The organism is Rhizobium lentis (genome assembly GCF_017352135.1).
Lineage (GTDB): Bacteria > Pseudomonadota > Alphaproteobacteria > Rhizobiales > Rhizobiaceae > Rhizobium > Rhizobium lentis.
The window spans coordinates 1,565,103-1,579,716 of the sequence record NZ_CP071454.1 but is presented as its reverse complement, the minus strand read 5'-3'; the positions used below and the strand labels follow the sequence as shown (position 1 = coordinate 1,579,716).

The 14,614-nt window shown below is 60.1% G+C and carries 15 protein-coding genes; 8 read left to right on the top strand and 7 right to left on the bottom strand.

From position 1 onward, the window contains the following. Positions 1-4: 4 nt before the first annotated feature. Both J0663_RS07580 and J0663_RS07575 read right to left on the bottom strand, forming a co-directional pair. Entirely contained in the window at positions 5-646 is a 642-nt protein-coding gene (locus tag J0663_RS07580) for a LysE family translocator (protein WP_207243810.1), read from the bottom strand. 86 nt (positions 647-732) lie between these two features. Then, positions 733-1,584, bottom strand: a complete 852-nt coding sequence (locus J0663_RS07575) for an SDR family NAD(P)-dependent oxidoreductase (protein ID WP_207243809.1) — start codon at positions 1,582-1,584, stop codon at positions 733-735. A 179-nt stretch (positions 1,585-1,763) separates the two neighbouring features. On the opposite strand from J0663_RS07575, the gene J0663_RS07570 reads away from it, so the two are divergent. The 3 genes from J0663_RS07570 to J0663_RS07560 all read left to right on the top strand — a co-directional run bounded on the left by J0663_RS07570 (position 1,764) and on the right by J0663_RS07560 (position 5,255). Further along, positions 1,764-2,987, top strand: coding sequence for an argininosuccinate synthase (locus J0663_RS07570; RefSeq protein WP_207243808.1), 1,224 nt, complete (start codon positions 1,764-1,766; stop codon positions 2,985-2,987). A 173-nt stretch (positions 2,988-3,160) separates the two neighbouring features. Beyond that, entirely contained in the window at positions 3,161-4,459 is a 1,299-nt protein-coding gene (locus J0663_RS07565) for a mechanosensitive ion channel family protein (protein WP_207243807.1), read from the top strand. 154 nt (positions 4,460-4,613) lie between these two features. Continuing rightward, positions 4,614-5,255 carry a LysE family translocator gene (locus J0663_RS07560; protein WP_207243806.1) on the top strand — a complete coding sequence of 214 codons (642 nt, stop codon included), beginning with the start codon at positions 4,614-4,616 and terminating at the stop codon, positions 5,253-5,255. A 6-nt stretch (positions 5,256-5,261) separates the two neighbouring features. On the opposite strand, the gene J0663_RS07555 is transcribed toward J0663_RS07560, so the two are convergent. Further along, positions 5,262-5,693: a hypothetical protein gene (locus J0663_RS07555; protein WP_207243805.1), complete on the bottom strand. Its 432-nt coding sequence runs from the start codon at positions 5,691-5,693 to the stop codon at positions 5,262-5,264. Positions 5,694-5,919: 226 nt separating this feature from the next. Here J0663_RS07555 and J0663_RS07550 point away from each other — a divergent pair, with 226 nt between their 5' ends. The 4 genes from J0663_RS07550 to ppa all read left to right on the top strand — a co-directional run bounded on the left by J0663_RS07550 (position 5,920) and on the right by ppa (position 11,380). After that, entirely contained in the window at positions 5,920-8,007 is a 2,088-nt protein-coding gene (locus tag J0663_RS07550; protein ID WP_207243804.1) for a M3 family metallopeptidase, read from the top strand. Between the two features lie 159 nt (positions 8,008-8,166). Continuing rightward, on the top strand, positions 8,167-9,987 hold the full coding sequence (gene typA / locus J0663_RS07545) for a translational GTPase TypA (RefSeq protein ID WP_207243803.1): 1,821 nt from the start codon (positions 8,167-8,169) through the stop codon (positions 9,985-9,987). Positions 9,988-10,187: 200 nt separating this feature from the next. After that, positions 10,188-10,694: a GNAT family N-acetyltransferase gene (locus J0663_RS07540; RefSeq protein WP_207243802.1), complete on the top strand. Its 507-nt coding sequence runs from the start codon at positions 10,188-10,190 to the stop codon at positions 10,692-10,694. A gap of 149 nt (positions 10,695-10,843) precedes the next feature. Then, a complete protein-coding gene (ppa, locus tag J0663_RS07535; RefSeq protein ID WP_064707990.1) occupies positions 10,844-11,380 on the top strand; it encodes an inorganic diphosphatase in 537 nt (178 codons plus the stop codon). Positions 11,381-11,385: 5 nt separating this feature from the next. Here the strand turns inward: ppa and J0663_RS07530 are convergent, their stop codons facing one another. Both J0663_RS07530 and J0663_RS07525 read right to left on the bottom strand, forming a co-directional pair. Beyond that, positions 11,386-11,697, bottom strand: a complete 312-nt coding sequence (locus J0663_RS07530; protein ID WP_207243801.1) for a DUF167 domain-containing protein — start codon at positions 11,695-11,697, stop codon at positions 11,386-11,388. Beyond that, positions 11,694-11,984 carry a YggT family protein gene (locus tag J0663_RS07525; RefSeq protein WP_246590381.1) on the bottom strand — a complete coding sequence of 97 codons (291 nt, stop codon included), beginning with the start codon at positions 11,982-11,984 and terminating at the stop codon, positions 11,694-11,696. Before J0663_RS07525 ends, J0663_RS07530 begins: the two co-directional genes overlap by 4 nt. A 140-nt stretch (positions 11,985-12,124) precedes the next feature. Here J0663_RS07525 and J0663_RS07520 point away from each other — a divergent pair, with 140 nt between their 5' ends. Next, the gene (locus J0663_RS07520; protein ID WP_207243800.1) at positions 12,125-13,360 is read left to right on the top strand and encodes an MFS transporter; all 1,236 of its coding nucleotides are present in this window, start codon (positions 12,125-12,127) and stop codon (positions 13,358-13,360) included. Between the two features lie 23 nt (positions 13,361-13,383). Here J0663_RS07520 and J0663_RS07515 read toward each other — a convergent pair whose 3' ends face one another. Both J0663_RS07515 and J0663_RS07510 read right to left on the bottom strand, forming a co-directional pair. Next, positions 13,384-14,157, bottom strand: coding sequence for a glutamine amidotransferase (locus tag J0663_RS07515; protein WP_375337056.1), 774 nt, complete (start codon positions 14,155-14,157; stop codon positions 13,384-13,386). Then, positions 14,126-14,611 (bottom strand): tellurite resistance TerB family protein, encoded by a 486-nt coding sequence (locus J0663_RS07510; RefSeq protein ID WP_207243798.1) that lies wholly within the window; start codon positions 14,609-14,611, stop codon positions 14,126-14,128. Before J0663_RS07510 ends, J0663_RS07515 begins: the two co-directional genes overlap by 32 nt. Between the last annotated feature and the right edge of the window lie 3 nt (positions 14,612-14,614).

The following is a 14,614-nucleotide window of genomic DNA, read 5'->3' as shown; positions in this document are numbered from 1 at the left end:
TGGGCTATCTTGCCTGGGTGAGCAGGATCTTGGCGGCGAAGATCGAGAAGACGCCGGCAAAAGTATAGTCCATGCCGCGCAGCACCTTTTTGTTGTTCTGCAGCCAGCCGGCGAGCCAGTCGGCGGCGAAGATCACGCTGGCATTGACAGGCATGCCGATCAGAATGAAGCAAAGCCCAAGGAAAAGCAGCTTCTCGGTCACGGCGGGATCACCGGCGCTGACGAATTGCGGCAGGAAAGTCATGAAGAAGATGATGACCTTCGGGTTCAGCAGGTTGACCCAGAAGCCCGACGAAATGTTCGACAGTGCGCTGCCCTTCTGCGACTCGACCTTGGCGACGGTGAGTTTCGAGCCGAATCGGATCGCCTGCACCGCCAGCCAGAACAGATAGGCGGCGCCGCCGGTTTTCAGCATCAGGAACGCGGTCGGCGAAGCGGTGATCAGCGCCGAGATACCGAAAGCGACCAGCATGGTGTGGACGACGATGCCGAGGCTGGTGCCGACGACGACGAAGAGGGCAGACTTCTTGCCCTGCGCCAGCGCGCGGCTGATCGACAGCGTCATGTCGGGGCCCGGAGTGGCCGCAAGCAGCAGCGTCGCGGCGGCAAAGGCGAGAAGCGTCGGCAGGCTGGGCACGAAATCCATGGGCATACTCTGAAAGCCGGAAAGTGAGCTATGATCTCTTACCCGGCTTGCAGAAAATTACCAATCAAACCTCCTGATGGCGCCGATCACTTCTGCTCCAGGAAGGCCTTGAACTTGTCGGCATAGTCCTTGTGCCAGCGCGACAGGGGCGGGCGGTTCTCGATAATATCGCCGATCGCCCAGGCCATGCGCCGTTCATCGACCGGGCGCGCCACGTCGTTGTCCGGGCAGAGAATATAGAAATCGCCCCGTTCGAGACTCTCGACCATGAAATCGATCGTCTGTTCCGGTGTCCAGGCACCGGCCGGCTTTTCCGCGCGGTCGCCCTTGGTGAGGCCGGTGAAGACAAAGCCGGGGATCAGAAGATGGGCGGAGATTTTCGCCCCCTCGATGTTGCGCAGCTCGTGCTCGAGCGCTTCGGTAAAGACTTTCACGCCAGCTTTGGAGATGTTGTAGGCGGGGTTGCCCGGCGGCGTTGTAATGCCCTGCTTCGAGCCGGTATTAATGATCATGCCGGGCTCGCCGTGGGACAGCATCTTCGGGCCGAAGGTCCGCGTGCCGTTGACGACGCCCATCAGGTTGACGGCCAAGATATGATCCCAATTGGCCTGTGGGCTGAAGAGCGAGGTCTCCGGGCCGATGCCGGCATTGTTCATCAGCACGTGCACGCGGCCGAAACGCTGGAGCACGGCGCGTTCGAGCGCCTCGAGCGAGTCCCTGCTGGCCACGTCGGTCTCGACCGCCATGACCTCCTCTTCGCCGGCAATGCCCTTGAGTTCGTCGGCGGCGGCAGCCAGCCGATCGCCGCCGAGATCGGCGATGGCGACGCTCATGCCGCGCCCGGCGAAATATTTCGCCGCGGCAAGGCCGATGCCGGATGCGCCGCCGGTGATGACGGCGACATTGGACTTCTTGAAAATGTCTTGAATATTCGTCACGGGGACAGCCCCTCCTCGAGCGTTGTTCGCACGTTGCGGAATATGGGTGCCGCTTTCGCACTGTCAAACGGTATCGGCGCCATGCGCTGTCGCACTTGCCCTTGCGTCACGCGCCAATCTCGCTAAAAGTGCCGCGACACCGGGTTTTCGCCGGCCATTATTCAACGGACCTCATCATCATGGCATCGTACAAAGACGTGAAGAAAGTCGTGCTCGCCTATTCCGGCGGCCTCGACACCTCGATCATCCTGAAGTGGCTGCAGACGGAACTCGGCGCCGAAGTCGTCACCTTCACCGCCGATCTCGGCCAGGGCGAAGAGCTGGAGCCGGCGCGCAAGAAGGCCGAGATGCTCGGCATCAAGGAAATCTATATCGAGGATGTGCGCGAGGAATTCGTGCGCGATTTCGTCTTCCCGATGTTCCGCGCCAATGCCGTCTACGAGGGCGTCTACCTGCTCGGCACCTCGATCGCCCGTCCGCTGATCTCAAAGCATCTGATCGATATCGCCCGCAAGACGGGCGCGGATGCGATCGCCCATGGTGCGACCGGCAAGGGCAACGACCAGGTCCGTTTCGAACTCTCCGCCTATGCCCTCAACCCCGACATCAAGATCATCGCACCGTGGCGCGACTGGGCGTTCAAGAGCCGCACGGAACTGCTCGCCTTTGCAGAACAGCACCAGATCCCGGTCGCCAAGGACAAGAAGGGCGAGGCGCCGTTCTCCGTCGACGCCAACCTGCTGCACTCCTCTTCCGAGGGCAAGGTTTTGGAAGATCCGGCACAGGAAGCTCCGGAATATGTGCATATGCGCACGATCTCGCCTGAGGCCGCGCCCGATAAGGCGACGGTGATCAAGGTCGGCTTCCGCAAGGGCGATGCCGTCTCGATCAACGGCGTCGAGATGTCGCCGGCGACGCTGCTCGCGACGCTCAACACCTATGGCCGCGACAACGGCATTGGCCGTCTCGACCTCGTCGAAAACCGCTTCGTCGGCATGAAGTCGCGCGGCGTTTATGAAACACCCGGCGGCACGATCCTGCTCACGGCGCATCGCGCCATCGAATCGATCACACTCGACCGGGGTGCCGCCCACCTCAAGGACGAGATCATGCCGCGTTACGCGGAGCTGATTTATTACGGCTTCTGGTTCTCGCCGGAGCGCGAGATGCTGCAGGCGCTGATCGACAAGAGCCAGGAGCATGTCGAGGGCGAGGTGACGCTGAAGCTCTACAAGGGTAACGTCATGGTCATCGGCCGCGAGAGCGAAAAGTCGCTCTATTCCGACAAGCTCGTCACTTTCGAGGACGACCAGGGCGCCTACGACCAGAAGGATGCGGCCGGCTTCATCAAGCTCAACGCGCTGCGCCTGCGCACGCTCGGCAAGCGTAACCTCGTGAAGTAATCACGCTTCGCTTTCGAACTGCATTGAGCCCGCCGGCTTTGTCGCGCGGGCTTTTTTTGCGGAACGGGTTCAGCTTTCCGTGGAAGCGTAGGGTCACCGGCCATCAGGGGATGAATTGAACAAACATCGTCTCGACGCCTTATCTGCCTTGAAGCTCTACAAAGGCCAGAACCATGGATGTCAGGCAGACAATCGACGCGTTCGAACAGTGGTTCAGAACATTCGTATTGAGCGAATGGACGTTCTATCAAGTCGGGATTATCGCCGTCGGTTACGTCGCAGCGTCCTTCTTAGCCTCCCGAACCGAACCTGCGCTGGATTCGAAGGCCAGGCGCATCAAAGGTAATCCGGACCTGTTGCGCGTCATAATCGCCTTTATGCGGCGCTTGAAATGGCTCTTTCTTGCGGTATGGCTATGGCTTGCAAACGTCGTCTTGACGCAAAACACCTGGCCGTCGCAACGGTGGCTCGTCTCGACTGCCCTGACGCTGACGGCGGCGTGGTTCCTCATCTCCGTGCTGACCAAGATTATCCGCAATCCCACCTTGTCGCGAACGGTCGCGATCGTCAGTTGGAGCTACGTCGCGTTGTATGCGCTCCGGCTTGACGGGCCAGTGCTCTCCGCGCTCGATGGCCTGGCTGTCAATTTGGGGGCTGTGCGCCTTTCATTCCTTCTTGTGCTAAAAGCGGTCGTCTTGGCCATCGCGCTCATCTGGGTGGCTGTTCTCCTCGGAAATGTCCTGTCCCATTGGGTGCAGAGGTCGGGCGACCTTTCGCCATCGATCAAGGTCCTGATCAGCAAGTTCATAAAAATCGGCTTGATCATGATCGCGGGCGCAATTGCCTTATCAGCGACCGGCATCGACCTTACCGCATTGACGGTTTTTTCCGGCGCAGTTGGCGTCGGAATAGGTTTCGGCCTTCAGAAAGTCGTATCGAACTTCATCTCCGGCATCATCATCCTCCTCGATAAATCCATCAAGCCAGGCGACACGATCACCCTCGGAGATACCTTCGGTTCGATTCGTGATTTGCGCTCGCGGTTCGTCTCGGTCATCACGCGTGACGGCAAAGAATACCTGATCCCCAACGAGGACTTCATCTCCCAACAGGTCGTCAACTGGTCGTTCTCCAGCGACTACGTCAGGATCGACGTCGACTTCGGTACGGCTTACGACAGCGATCCACATGAGGTCGCTAGAATCGCGATCGCGACTGCCTCCACGGTGGATCGCGTTGCAAACAACTACAAGGCGCCGGTATGCTGGCTTACCTGCTTTGGCGCTTCGTCGCTTGATTTCCGGCTCCGCTTCTGGATCTCCGATCCCGCAAATGGTCTGACGAATGTCAGGGGCGAGGTGCTGATGGCGCTTTGGGACGCGTTCAAGGAAGCTGGCGTGTCGATCCCGTTCCCGCACCGGGAAATCATCATGAGGACGCCTGTCGAGATCAAACAGTCACGCCAAGACTAAACGACGACATTGAGCCCGCCGGCAAACGCCGAGCGCGCTTCAATTGCTGCGTGAATTACGCGACGGTGGCATCTCCATTTTCGTGGCCGCGTAACCACCCTTGACGGATGGCCGTGATCGCCTAGTCTGCTCGATCATCCTCGGGAGCATTTCCATGACGCAGTCCTTGCTCTTCGGCGCCTTTCTGGCGGCGCTGTTTTACGTGCTCATTCCGGGACCTGCCTTCCTGCAGTTGCTTGGCATCGGCGCCGGGCAGGGGCGCAAGGCCGGGGCTTTGTTCATGATGGGGCATCTCGTCGGGGATCTCATCTGGTCGACGCTGGCGCTGATCGCGATCGTCGGGGCAAAGACGATCGGAACCTTCGTTTTCGATCTGCTCGGGCTCGCCTGTGGTTTCTATCTCGCCTGGATCGGCTGGAGCGCCGTCAATGCTAGGGCGAAAGCAGATGGGCAGGCGCTTGTTGTGGTCGAGCGGCCATTCCGGCGTGGCCTCATTTTCGGCGTCACCAACCCCAAGGGTTATCCGGTGGCGCTTGCCACATTCACGGCGCTGGTCGCCGGTTCGGCCGGCGCGCTCGATTTCGAGGCGCTGCCAGTGCTTCTCGTTGTGTCCTTCCTGGGGTTCGTGACCGCCGACATCATCCTGATCGGCATCATTGGCGCGGGTGCGGTGCGCCGCTTTTATCGCGCACATGAGCGGCTGATCGTGCGCTCGTCCGGCGTGCTGTTCATGGGCTTTGCCGCCCAGGCGCTATGGCATGCAGCGCCCGGCCTCATCGGCTGGCGCAGGGCCTGACTGCGATCATGCATTCAGGAAACTGACGATCGATTTCAGCGTCTGGACTTCTTGGGGGTCGCCAATCGACATGGCGACCTGCAACTGATTCTTATAATAATCGAGGAAATTGAAACTCGTGCCGTCGGTGACGCTGGAGAGATCGATGATATTGCCCAGTGGATCGATCGCATGCATCGGCAATGGTTCGGAAATCGCGGCGTAAGTGTTCTGATCGATCAGGCCGCTATCGAAGCTTTGGCGGGCGTAGTTGCGCAGCTCTCCAGGGCTGACGGCGGTGAAATCCGGCCCCTCGTCGAGATTATCTTCGAGCTGGAACGAAACCGGGGCCGGAGCCTTGGTCTCGATTTGAATATCGGCGGTCTTTGAATTTCTTGCGTTGTTAGGGTTGTTTTTAAACAGCAAACTCTGAGAAGACCGCAGGGAAAAAATTTCCATGGCGCATGTCCCCTGGCAGGAAGATCACCTGGAAACTAGCGCCTGTGCCTGATTCGCGTCAATCGTTAACAAATGGTTAATTTGCGGTTGTCAAATCTTGTCCACTAGCTTTGGCTGACGTGCGTCAGATCGCTCGACCCGGCAAAGGGTTCGTCGGACGACATACCAATTCTGTGGCGGCTCTCCTATATTTACCATCCAATCGCCTGCCAAAAAGGATTCTCCGATGCCTTCTCCACATGATTTCAATCCGGCGCTGGTCAATTGGGACGGCCTGCACGGGCTGCCGAGGTTCGATGTTATCGATGACGGCGATTTCGCCGCCGCTTTTGATGCGGCGCTTGCCGAGCATGAACGGGAGATCGACGAGATTGCCGGCAACGCCGCAGCGCCGACATTCGAGAACACGGTCGTGGCGCTGGAGATTGCCGGCGATGCGCTGTCGCGCGTCTCGGCGTTGTTCTGGAACAAGGCCGGCGCCCATACCAACGATGTGATCCAGGCGCTGGAGCGGGAGATCTCGCCGAAGCTGTCGCGCCACTATTCGAAGATCGGCATGAATGCCCCGCTTTTTGCCCGCATCGACACGCTCTGGGAGAAGCGCGAAAGCCTCGGCCTGACGCTCGAACAGACACGCGTGCTCGAACGCCATTGGAAGGGCTTCGTCAAGTCGGGCGCCAAGCTCGAAAAGGCCGAGCAGGAGAAGCTTGCCGCGATCAACGAAAGGCTTGCCGGCCTCGGCACCCGATTCGGCCAGAACGTGCTGGCCGACGAAAAGGCCTGGGCGCTCATGCTTTCCGACGGCGCCGAGCTTGCCGGGCTGCCGGAATTCCTGCGCGACGCGATGGCGGCGGCAGCGTGCGAGCGCGGCGAAGAGGGAAAATATGCGGTGACGCTGTCACGTTCGATCATCGAACCGTTCCTGACTTTTTCAGAGCGCCGGGATCTACGCGAGCAGGCTTTCAAGGCCTGGGTGGCGCGCGGGGAGAATGACGGGGAGACAGACAATCGCGCCGTCATCAGGGAAACGCTGGCGCTGCGCCATCAGGTGGCGGCGCTGCTCGGTTACGGCAATTTCGCCGAGCTGAAGCTTGATAATACGATGGCGAAGACGGCCGATGCGGTGAACGGCCTGCTGAAGGCCGTTTGGGCGCGGGCAGTAAGACGCGCCGGCGAGGAAGAGATCGATATCGCGGCGCTGATCGCCGAAGAAGGCCGCAATCATGAGGTAATGCCCTGGGACTGGCGCCACTATGCGGAAAAGATCCGGGCGCGGAAGTTCGATTTCTCCGAGTCCGAGCTCAAGCCCTATCTGCAGCTCGAGAAGATCATCGAGGCCTGTTTCGATGTGGCCGGCCGGCTGTTCGGTATCCGCGCGATCGAGAAGAAGGGTGTGGCGGCCTATCATCCCGACGTCAGGGTTTTTGAGATCAGAGACCGGGAAGACAGGCTGGTCGCCCTGTTCCTCGGCGATTATTTCGCCCGCAGCTCGAAGCGCTCCGGCGCCTGGATGAGCTCCCTGCAATCGCAGCATAGGCTGGAGCTGAAGAACGGCCGCCGCGGCGAACTGCCGATCATCTACAATGTCTGCAATTTCGCCAAGCCCGCCGAAGGCAAGCCGGCGCTGCTGTCGCTCGACGATGCCCGCACGCTGTTCCACGAGTTCGGCCATGCGCTGCACGGCATGCTTTCTGATGTCACCTATCCCTCGGTCTCGGGCACCGGTGTCTCGCGCGATTTCGTCGAATTGCCCTCGCAGCTCTACGAGCATTGGCTGACGGTTCCGGCGATCCTAAAGCAATATGCCGTGCATTTCGAAACCGGGGAGCCGATGCCTCAGGCTCTGCTCGACAAGGTGCTGGCGGCCCGCACCTTCAATGCCGGCTTCAACACCGTCGAGTTCACCTCGTCGGCGCTCGTGGATATGGCGTTTCATACGCGAGAGACCGTCGAGGATCCGATGGCGGTGCAGGCAGAGGTGCTGGCCGAAATCGGCATGCCGAAGTCGATCGTCATGCGCCACGCGACGCCGCACTTCCAGCATATCTTCTCCGGCGGTTACTCGGCCGGCTATTACTCCTACATGTGGTCGGAAGTGCTGGACGCCGACGCCTTTGCCGCTTTCGAGGAAACAGGAGATGCCTTCAACGGCGATATGGCGCGCAAGCTGAAGGAACATATCTATTCCGTCGGCGGCTCGGTCGATCCGGAAGATGCCTACAAGGCCTTCCGCGGCAAGCTGCCGAGCCCGAATGCGATGCTCGTCAAAAAGGGGCTTTCGACCTTCGAGGAATTGACAGGCAGCGACGCCTAAGACAATTTGATGACAGATACCCACGCGGCATGGTGACAGCCATGCCGCAGCTTTCGCGCGCGACCCCCTTTCGCAATCGCGAAAAAAACGGTAAGAGCGCGCCAAACGTAAATGGCGCGTCCACTTGGCGTAGCGCCCCAGCCTCAGAGATTATGACATATGGCACTTCGCAACATCGCGATCATCGCGCACGTTGACCATGGCAAGACAACCCTCGTTGACGAGCTTCTGAAACAATCCGGTTCGTTCCGCGAGAACCAGCGCGTCATGGAACGCGTGATGGACTCCAACGACATCGAAAAAGAGCGCGGCATTACCATTCTCGCCAAGGCGACATCGATCGAGTGGAAGGATACGCGCATCAACATCGTCGATACGCCCGGCCACGCCGACTTCGGCGGTGAAGTCGAGCGCATTCTCTCGATGGTGGATGGCGCGATCGTTCTCGTAGACGCCGCCGAAGGCCCGATGCCGCAGACGAAGTTCGTCGTCGGCAAGGCCCTCAAGGTCGGCCTGCGCCCGATCGTTGCGATCAACAAGATCGACCGCCCGGACGCGCGTGCCGACGAAGTGGTCAACGAAGTCTTCGACCTATTCGCCGCTCTTGATGCCACCGACGAGCAGCTCGACTTCCCGATCCTTTACGGTTCCGGCCGTGCCGGCTGGATGAATTACGATCCGTCCGGCCCGACCGACGAAGGTCTCGCGCCGCTGCTCGACCTCGTCGTCAAGCACGTGCCCGAGCCGAAGGTCGAGGAGGGTCCGTTCCGAATGATCGGCACGATCCTCGAGGCCAACAACTTCCTCGGCCGCATCATCACCGGCCGTATCGCGTCCGGCTCGATCAAGCCGAACCAAGCCGTCAAGGTGCTCGGCCAGGACGGCAAGCTGATCGAACAAGGCCGTATTTCCAAGATCCTCGCCTTCCGCGGCATCGAGCGCCAGCCGATCGAAGAAGCGCATGCAGGCGACATCGTCGCCATCGCCGGCCTCTCCAAGGGCACCGTTGCCGACACATTCTGCGATCCGTCGGTGACGGAAGCCCTGAAAGCGCAGCCGATCGATCCGCCGACCGTCACCATGTCCTTCATCGTCAACGACTCGCCGCTTGCCGGCACCGAAGGCGATAAGGTCACCAGCCGCGTCATCCGCGACCGCCTGTTCAAGGAAGCCGAAGGCAACGTTGCGCTCAAGATCGAGGAAAGCGCCGACAAGGACTCATTCTTCGTTTCCGGCCGCGGCGAACTGCAGCTTGCCGTTCTGATCGAAAACATGCGCCGCGAAGGCTTCGAGCTTGCCGTTTCGCGTCCGCGCGTCGTCATGCACAAGGATGAGAGCGGCCAGCTGCTGGAGCCGATCGAAGAAGTCCTGATCGACGTCGACGAAGAGCATTCCGGCGTCGTCGTGCAGAAGATGTCGGAGCGCAAGGCCGAAATGGTCGAGCTGCGTCCGTCGGGCGGCAATCGCGTCCGTCTCGTTTTCTACGCACCGACCCGCGGCTTGATCGGCTACCAGTCGGAACTGCTGACGGATACACGCGGCACGGCGATCATGAACCGCCTGTTCCACAGCTACCAGCCCTACAAGGGTGAGATCGGCGGCCGCGTCAATGGCGTGCTGCTCGCCAACGAAGCCGGCGAAGCCGTCGCCTATGCGCTGTTCAACCTGGAAGACCGCGGCCCGATGATCATCGATGCCGGCGAGAAGGTTTATATGGGCATGATCATCGGCATCCATACGCGCGACAACGACCTTGAAGTCAACGTGCTCAAGGGCAAGAAGCTGACCAACATCCGCGCCGCCGGCAAGGATGAAGCCGTCAAGCTCACCCCGCCGATCCGCATGACGCTGGAGCGGGCGCTCTCCTGGATCCAGGAAGACGAGCTGGTCGAGGTCACGCCGAAGTCCATTCGCCTGCGCAAGATGTATCTCGACGCCAACGACCGCAAGCGGTTCGAAAAGACGAAGGCGGCTCTCTAAGCATTCTGAGAGATTCCTTTTTAGAACCCCGGCCTTTGCGCCGGGGTTTTTTATTGTGCGCTGCGTCGATTCCGACTTGTGACAATCGTTAAAAAAGCGTTAAAATTTGACCATCGTCCACATGTTAAGTCTGTGGGCAACCAACCGGAATGCGCTGTCGCATATGGTTAATTGCCCCCGGCAGGACCAGAGTAAACGTTATGAAGACGTTGTCGATCGATGTCCGGCGGGCCGAGCCGCACGATGCCCGAGCCATTTCGGAAACGCATAGGCTTGCCTGGCAGCACACCTATGCGGGGATCATTCCGCATCGTGCGCTGACGCAGATGATCGAGCGGCGTGGCGAAAACTGGTGGCGCAAGGCAACGCGCGGACCTGCGACGCTGCTGGTTCTCGATGTCGCCGGAACAGTTGCCGGCTACGCCACGCTCGGCCTCAACCGCGCTCGTGCCCTGCCGCAGGAAGGCGAAATCTACGAGCTTTATCTCCGCCCCGAATATCAGGGCATCGGCCTCGGGCGGATGCTGTTCGGCGAGGCGCGCCGGCTCCTGAAGTCGCTCGGTTGCAACGGGTTGGTCGTCTGGTGCCTCGAGGATAACGAGAACGCCAGCCGCTTCTATCGCAGCCACGGCGGCATCGATTTCTGCGAAGGCATGGAAAATTTCGACCACAAACAGTTGAAGAAAATCGGCTTCATCTGGAACTGAACCGCTTTACCGGCGGTTCGCTCATCTCCTGCTGGAAATTTGATGTCGTTGCGCGTCGGCGCCATCACGCATTGGTGATCTCCAATGTTGCGTTGCCGCATGAAACTGATTATCTGGCTGCGAGCAATTCAACCTCGCAGGAGTTTCGTATGCGCATCGACGCCGTTTCAATCGGTAAGAATCCCCCTGAAGACGTCAACGTAATCGTCGAGGTTCCGGTCGGCGGTCATCCGATCAAGTACGAAATGGACAAGGAAGCCGGCACGCTCGTCGTCGACCGTTTTCTCTATACGCCGATGACCTATCCGGGCAATTACGGCTTCGTGCCGCACACGCTGTCTGAAGACGGCGACCCGATCGACGTGCTGATCGCCAGCACCCGCCCGCTGGTTCCCGGGTGCGTCATCAATGTGCGCCCGATCGGCGTCCTGAAGATGGAAGACAATTCCGGCAAGGACGAGAAGATCATCGCCGTGCCGTCGCCGAAGCTGACGCTGCGCTATGAGAAGGTGAAGGACTATACCGACCTTCCCGAAATCACGCTGAAGCAGATCGAGCACTTCTTCGAGCACTACAAGGATCTGGAGCCCGGCAAGTGGGTGAAGATCTTCGGGTGGGGCGATTCCAAGGAAGCCGGCCAGCTCATCATCGAAGCCGTCGAGCGCGCCAAGAAGGCGAAGGGCTGACCTGCTCAGCGCAACAGCATTTCAAGCTTTTTCACCAAATCCTCTGGGTCGCCCTCGATCCGGAGGATTTTTTTGCGCGCCGTCTCGCCGGAGGCGAGGCTGACACTGGACTTGGGAATGCGCAGCGACTGGGCGATCAGAAGGATGAGCGCCTTGTTGGCCTTGCCCTTCTCCGGGACTGATGTGACGCGTGCCCTCAGCAGGGCTTCGCCGTCGCCATCCGCCTCGATGCCGTCGATTGCGTTACGCCCGCCATTCGGTGTCAGCCGGACGGCGAGGCGCAGATGGTCATCGAAAAGCTTCCAGGGAGGGTTCACGCGACCAGCGGGTACAGCGTGGTCCAGAGGAAGGTGCGCAGGAAAAAGATGATCACCAGCAGGATGATCGGGGAAATGTCGATGCCACCCAGGTTGGGGAGAAAGCGCCGTATCGGCTTCAGCGCGGGTTCGGTGACGTTATAGAGGAACATGCCGACCGAATTGACGAACTGATTGCTGGAATTGATGACGTTGAACGCATAGAGCCAGGAGAAAACGGCACTGGCAATCAGTATCCACGTATAAATATTCAAAACCAAATCAATGGTTTGAAACAATGCAAACATCGTCGTCTCCAATTGGTTGTTGACAGACATGTAGACATTGGCAAGTAAACGGGCAAGTGCCGTGTGGGAACGCACGGCAAATCATGTTTAACGGGCGGCTTTCCAACCATTCCCGGCGCCCGCTTCCTCGGACAACGCCCATGTCGTTTTCGCCCACCGGAGACCGTTTTGCCGCGTTTCGGCATTCGTCCTACACGCGCTTCTTCTTCGCGCGCTTTCTGCTGTCCTTCTCGCAGCAGATCGTCAGCGTCGCCGTCGGCTGGCAGATGTACGACCAGACGGGCAAAGCGATCTATCTCGGCCTGATCGGCCTCGTCCAATTCCTGCCATCGCTGTTGCTCATCCTCGTTACCGGTTCGGTGGCTGATCGGCACAATCGCCGGGCGATCGCCGCCCTTTGTTCGCTGGTGAGCGCACTCTGCACGCTGGCGCTGCTGGTCATGACGGCAACAAACACGTTCGCGCCCTGGCCGGTCTTTGCGGTGCTTTTGATCTTCGGTATCGAACGCGCCTTCATGTCGCCGGCCGTGCAGTCGCTCGCACCCAATCTCGTGCCGGAACACGCCCTTTCCAATGCGATCGCCTGGAATTCGTCGTCCTGGCAGCTTGCGGCAATCACAGGACCGGTCATCGGCGGCCTGCTCTATGGCGTCAGCGCGTCGACCGCTTATACAGTAGCAGTCATCTTCTCCGTGCTCGGCGCGGCTCTTCTCTTCATGATCCCGAAGCCGGAGCAGAAGACGACGGGCGAGGCCAAGAGCTGGGCGATGATCCTCGGCGGCTTCAGTTTCATCCGTGCCGAAAAGGTCGTGCTCGGCGCGATCTCGCTCGATCTCTTTGCCGTGCTGCTCGGCGGCGCCACCGCGCTGATGCCGATCTTCGCCCGCGATATACTGACGCTCGGTCCCTGGGGCCTCGGACTGCTGCGCGCGGCGCCGGGGCTCGGCGCCATCGTCATGGCGATCTTTCTCGCCGCCTATCCGCTGAAGCACCGTGCTGGCCTCTATATGTTTATCGGCGTTGCGCTGTTCGGCGTCGGAACCATCATCTTCGGCGCCTCGACCAATACCGAAGTCTCGATCGCCGCGCTGGCGCTGATGGGGGCAGCCGACATGGTGTCGGTCTATGTGCGCGAAAGCCTGATTGCGCTCTGGACGCCGGATCAGCTGCGCGGCCGGGTCAATGCGGTCAACATGGTCTTTGTCGGCGCTTCGAACGAACTCGGGGAATTCCGGGCGGGCACGATGGCATCGGTTTTCGGCGCCGTGCCGGCTGTTATCATCGGCGGGGTCGGAACGCTTGCGGTCGCGGCGATCTGGGCTTCGAGTTTCCCGAAGCTGCGCAGCATCGATACGCTCGACGCGCCGGCGACATAGCCTGATCCGGCATTCGCGCGATTCTACGCAGGAAGCGTGATAGGGTGCGCCGCTTTCAGGCTCCTGCCCTCGAAGACGATATCGAGGAATTCGGTCAGCCAGGCTTTCAGCGGCGCATCGAACAGCATGCGGCCTTCCAGGTGCTCGCGGCCTTGCTGGGCATTCGGCAGAATGAAGCGATGCGCGCCGTGCACCACCCAGCGATGCATCATCACCCGGGTGAGCTCGGCATGGAACTGCAGGCCCCAGGCGTTGCCATCGTAGTGGAAGGCCTGGTTCGGATAGGCATCGCCTTCGGCCAGGAGATCGGCGCCGTGTGGCAGCTCGAAGCCTTCGCGGTGGAAATGATAGACCATCTTCGGCCAGTGCATCAGCAGGCGGCCCCGCTCTGTCGGTCTCAACGGATACCAGCCGATCTCCGTCGAGCCGTCGACATTCGGCTGCACCTTGCCGCCGAGATGACGTACCAGCATCTGGGCGCCGAGGCAGATGCCGAGAAAAGGGCGTTTTTCCCGCAGTGGAACCTCGATCCAGTCGATCTCCTTCTTGATGAAGTCATCGGGATCGTTGGCGCTCATCGGCCCGCCGAAGACGACGGCGCCGGCATGATCTTCGAGTGTTCCGGGAAGAGGCTCACCGAGAACCGGGCGACGGATATCGAGGCGGTAGCCTTTTTCGACCAGTAGCTGGCCGACACGACCGGGGCTCGACCGTTCCTGATGCAGGACGATGAGGATCGGGCGCCTGTCGCGGTTCGGATTTTGCTCAATCGGAATCATCTTGTGCAACCTGGACATCGGTGACCCTAGCGGCGGCCTCCTGCCGTTTCTGGATGCGTTCGCGCGCGGAAACCCCGAGCAGATCGGCAATACGCCAGATGACATGGTCTTCCATCTCGCTGCGTTCGCCATCGGCATAGACGATGTCCCAGAGGACGCCGATCAGCTCCAGCCGTTGCTCGGTATTGAGATGGCGCTTTAGGTCGGAGGTGAAGCGGTAATAATCGACCGCCGAGCTTTCAGCTTCCAGCCCGGCGGCCATCAGGGCGTCAAGCTGTTTACCGTCGAGTGCATACTGCTCTTTCAACAGCTTGCGCAGCCGCTTCTTCTCGCTGGCCTTGATCTGCCCGTCGGCCTCCATGACCTGCATGCAGAGCGCCGCCACCGCGATGCGTGGATCATCCGGAGCGAAACCATTCCTGGAGTGATCGGTGGTGAGCTTCTGGAAGAATGCCTGAAAGCGTTCGAACATGCG